4 protein-coding genes are annotated in these 4,509 nt (G+C 64.2%); 2 read left to right on the forward strand and 2 right to left on the reverse strand.

Going from position 1 to position 4,509, the window contains the following annotated elements:
• Positions 1–88: 88 nt before the first annotated feature.
• Positions 89–1,336 carry a branched-chain amino acid ABC transporter substrate-binding protein gene (locus ACLBXN_RS11450; protein WP_447612200.1) on the reverse strand — a complete coding sequence of 416 codons (1,248 nt, stop codon included), beginning with the start codon at positions 1,334–1,336 and terminating at the stop codon, positions 89–91.
• A 47-nt stretch (positions 1,337–1,383) separates the two neighbouring features.
• Positions 1,384–2,154: a TetR/AcrR family transcriptional regulator gene (locus ACLBXN_RS11455; RefSeq protein ID WP_167003755.1), complete on the reverse strand. Its 771-nt coding sequence runs from the start codon at positions 2,152–2,154 to the stop codon at positions 1,384–1,386.
• Between the two features lie 165 nt (positions 2,155–2,319).
• Between ACLBXN_RS11455 and ACLBXN_RS11460 the strand changes: the two genes are divergently transcribed.
• Entirely contained in the window at positions 2,320–3,918 is a 1,599-nt protein-coding gene (locus ACLBXN_RS11460) for an AMP-binding protein (RefSeq protein WP_447612201.1), read from the forward strand.
• A 68-nt stretch (positions 3,919–3,986) separates the two neighbouring features.
• Positions 3,987–4,509: biotin carboxylase N-terminal domain-containing protein (locus ACLBXN_RS11465; protein WP_447612202.1), on the forward strand; the 523-nt coding region annotated here is incomplete at its 3' end.

Genomic DNA, 4,509 nt, shown 5'->3' on the forward strand with positions numbered 1-4,509 from the left:
GCGGGGCGGCCCTTCCTTGGTGTCTCTGAGTTGGTCCGCGCCGGTATCAGACCGCTTAGGCTATGCCATACCGCACAGGAGATTGTGCTCAAGGCCGCTTCATCTGGCATTCGGTCGGTAGATCAAGCTGCTGGGCGGAATAGACGGCGTCGGTTCTGAAGCCGTAGTTCGTGCCTTCCCAGCCGGTCTTGACCAGCTTGCCATCCACGGGGGCGATGGTGTTGACGACCTGGGGCAGCAGCAGCTGATGGTCCTTGCCGCGCATCTTGACGGGGCCGAAGACTGTGTCCATGGACATGTCCTCCATGGCCTTGGCAATTTTCACGGGTTCGGTGGACTGGGCCTTGGCCATGGCAGCGGCCAGCATGCGCGGCACCAGGTCCATGCGCGGGGCCAGAAAGTCCTGGTTCATCCTGGCCTTGTACTCCCTGGCCCGGGCGTCGGCCTGGGCGCGGTCGGCCATGCCGGGGTGCCATTCCGCGACCCAGGTCACCTGGCCTATCCTTGCCTGGGAAATCGAGGTCACGGTGCCCGGAAAGCCGCCTGCGCTGTGGTTGAAGTAGCGCAGGTTGTAGCCCGAGTCGCCGGCCGACTTGAGCAGCAGGGCCAGATCCTGGCCCCAGTTGCCGGTGATGACCGAATCGGTGCCGACCTCCTTGATCTTGGCCACATAGGGCGCAAAGTCCTTGATGCGACCCATGGGGTGCAAGGTCTCGCCCACGAACTGCACATCCGGTCTTGCCTTGGCTACCATGCTGCGGCCGAAGCTGGCCCATTGCTTGCCATGGGCATAGTCCTGGTTGAGCAGAAAGACTTTGCGGATCTCGGGCTGGGTCTTGATGTAGTTGGCGATGGCCTGCATGCGCATGGCCGTGTTGGCGTCGAACATGAAATGCCAGAAGCTGCAGGACTTGCCGGTCAGCTCGGGATCGATGGAGCTGTGGTTGAGTATCAGCACCTCCTTGCCCGGATTGCGCTGGTTGTAGCGGGCCGCCGCCTGCACCAGCGCCGTGACCACCGAGGATCCCGAGCCCCCCGTCACCACTACGCGCGCGCCCTGGTCTATGGCAGCCTGCAGCGCGCTCTGGCTTTCCTGGGCCGAGAGCTTGCTGTCGAACTGCAGCAGCTGGAACTTGGTTCCGTTGTAGAGGCCGCCCTTGGCATTCACGTCATCGACGGCATAGAGCACATGGTTGCGCATGACTTCCCCCACATTGGCAAACGGGCCGGAGAGAGGGTCGATGAACGCGATCTTGAACGGCTCTGCCGTCTGGGCGGATACGGTGCCGGCACAAAGGCCGGCGGCCAGCGCAAGGGCTGAGAAGCGAACTGACATGGTTTTGTCTCCAGGGAGTTGGAATTGCGCCTTGGCCTTCGAGGCTCTCAGCTGGCGCTGTTGGTGGTGGATGAAGCGCTCTTGCGGCGCCTGGGGGGCGAAGGGGTCTGCGCTGCCGGCGCCGGTGCGGCCCTGGCCGCACGCTTTCGCGCAGGGGCCGCAGCAGTGCGCAGGCCCAGCACGCGCGAGGCTAGATCGGTGAGCTCGACCACCATCTCGGCCGGGCCCAGCTTGCCGCCAGGCTGATACCAGTTGTAGAGAAATCCGGGCAGGCTGCAGGCCGCCTGGGCGGTGATGCGGGTGTCGCGGAAGTCGAAATGCCCGCTGGCGCGGCCTTCGTCGAGCAGGGCGCAGAACTGCTTGTAGAACTGCTGGGCCACATTGCGCGAGGCCTTGAGATAGGCGGGGCTGAAGGCCTGCGGCTCGCGGTAGGGGAAGAAGCCCGCCGGATAGTGCGCAATGGTGGCGGCGATCAGTCGCTGAAGGCCGTCGATGGCCTTCTCATGCGCGGGGCGCGGGTCGTCGGCCGCAAAGTCGAGCACCGTGAAGCAGGCCTCAGTCGGTGCCCAGCACAGGGTTTCGAAGATCTCCTGCTTGTTGCGAAAGTAGTAGTAGACAAAGGGCTTGGTCACGCCCAGTGCCTGCACGATCTGCTCGATGGTGGTGTTGGCATAGCCATAGCGGTCGAACAGGGCTTCGGCGGCCTTGAGAATGCGCTCGCGCTTCTCGTCGGAGCCAGCGGTGGGCAGGCGCTGGCGGCCGCGCGGCGCCACGGGCGCAGCCGGCTTTTTCTCGGTCTTTCTGGTCGTGGCGGGCATGAGGGTTTGCGTGTGTCGCATTCGTTATACCAATGGGTAGCATTGTTCTACCGGCAGGTATACATTGACAAGACGCCGAGCAGCAGATTGCCCTAAGGCAATCCCTGAGAACGCCCGCAAAGTGGCGCCGCTGTTCGGTCTATACGAGACACCCAGGAGACAACCATGGCTGAATCCGAAATCCTCATTCCCCTGCATGAGGCCTTGCGCCGCAATGCGCGCAACCACCCCGAGCGCGATGCCTATATCTGGTACGGCCAGCACATCAGCTGGCGCCAGGTGGATGAGGCCAGCGATGCCGTGGCCGCGCATCTGCAGCAACTGGGCGTGAAGCCCGGCGAGCCCGTCGCCCTGTTCATGAACAACTGCCCGCAGTACATCATTGCGCACTACGCGGTGCAGAAGATCGCTGCCATCGTCTGTCCCTGCGGGCCGCTGAACAAGGAGCATGAACTCGAATATCAGCTCAACGATCTGCAGGCCAGGGTCATCATCGCGGCCGATGTGCTGCTGCCCGTGGTCGACAAGGTGCGCGGCAGCACCGCGCTGCAGCATGTGCTGGCCGTGCGCTACGGCGACTGGCTGCCCGCCAGAGCCACGCTGCCCCTGCCTGCCGAACTGCAGGCCCCCGTGCAGCCGCTGCCCGGCAATGTGACGTCCTTCTGGGATCTCATGCACAGCGGCGCCAGGCCTTCCCATGTCGAGGTGGACATGGACGAGGTGGCGCTGATGACCTATACCTCGGGCACCACGGGCCTGCCCAAAGGCGCCATGCTGAGCTTTGGCGCGGCCGCGTACAAGACCGCCGGTGCGTCCCGGGTGACCGGCGTCAGTGCCGAGGATGTGTTGCTGGCTGTTGCCCCGCTCTATCACATCGCCGGCATGTCCATGGGGGTGAACATGCCCGTGCATTCGGGAGCGACCTGCGTGCTGCTGCATCGCTTCGATCCGCTGGCCGTGGCGCAGGCGCTGGAGCGCTACCGCGTCAGCTGGTGGTACAGCATCGCGCCCATGAATGTGGCGCTGATGCAGGTGCCCGGCGTGGAGAAGATGGATTTCAGCGCGCTGCGCCGCAACACCGTCACCAGCTTCGGCATCACCTATACCGAGGATCTGGCGCAGCAATGGCGCAGGTTCGCACCCAACGCCATCTCCAGTGAGGCGGCCTACGGCCTGTCCGAAACCCACACCATGGATACCTTCATGCCGGGCGATGCCATTCGCTGGGGCACGCATGGCAAACCAGCACCTGGCAACGAGATCCGGGTGATAGATCCTGAGACCGGCGCGCCGCTGGCGGCAGGCGAGGTGGGCGAGATCATCATTCGCGGCCCGGGCAACTTCAAGGGCTACTGGAACAAGCCCGAGGCCACGGCCAAGACGCTCAAGGACGGCTGGGTGCATACCGGCGATATGGGCAGATTCGATGCGGACGGCTATCTGACCTTCATCGGCCGCTTCAAGGAAATGATCAAGGTCTCGGGCTACAGCGTCTTCCCCGAAGAAGTGGAGACGATTCTGATCAAGCATCCGGCCATCGCCCAGGCTGCCGTGATCGGTGTTGCCGATGCCCAGAAAGGCGAGGTCGTGCGCGCCTTCATCGTGCGCAAGCCCGGACAAAGCCTGGAGGCGGACGGGCTGCTGGCCTGGAGCAAGGAAAACATGGCCAGCTACAAGGCTCCGCGCGAGGTGCGCTTCATCGATGCGCTACCGGCCACGGGCGCAGGAAAGGTGCTGCGCCGTTTGCTGCGAGATATCCCCTGATTTTTTGCATCAAAAGTGGTTGTGACCATTGATTGGTGAGCGCTAAAAGCTAATAAAACGAGAGTCCTATGTTCAAGAAAGTCCTGATCGCCAACCGCGGTGAAATCGCGCTGCGCATCATCCGTGCGCTGCAGGAACTGGGCATTGCCAGCCTGGCGGTGTATGCCGCCGATGATGCGGCGGCTCCGCATGTGCAGGCGGCTGACGAAGCGCAGGCACTGGGCGCGAGCGGCCCGGCTGCCTATCTCGATGGTGCGCATCTGCTGCGGATTGCCCAGCAGCACGGTTGCGATGCGCTGCACCCGGGCTATGGCTTTCTCAGCGAGAACGCAGACTTTGCGCGCGCCTGTGCGGCAGCGGGACTGCGCTTTATCGGCCCGACGCCCGAGCAGCTGGCGCTGCTTGGCGACAAGGCCAGAGCCCGTGCGCTGGCGCAGCAATGCGGCGTGCCCCTGATGCCCGGCAGCACCGAGGCCGTGACGCTGGAGCAGGCACAGCAGTTCTTTGCGCGGCAGCAGGCCGACGGGGCCAGCGGCATCATGATCAAGGCCATCGGCGGCGGCGGCGGGCGCGGCATGCGTGCGGGCACCG

The organism is Comamonas sp. C24C (assembly GCF_053345995.1).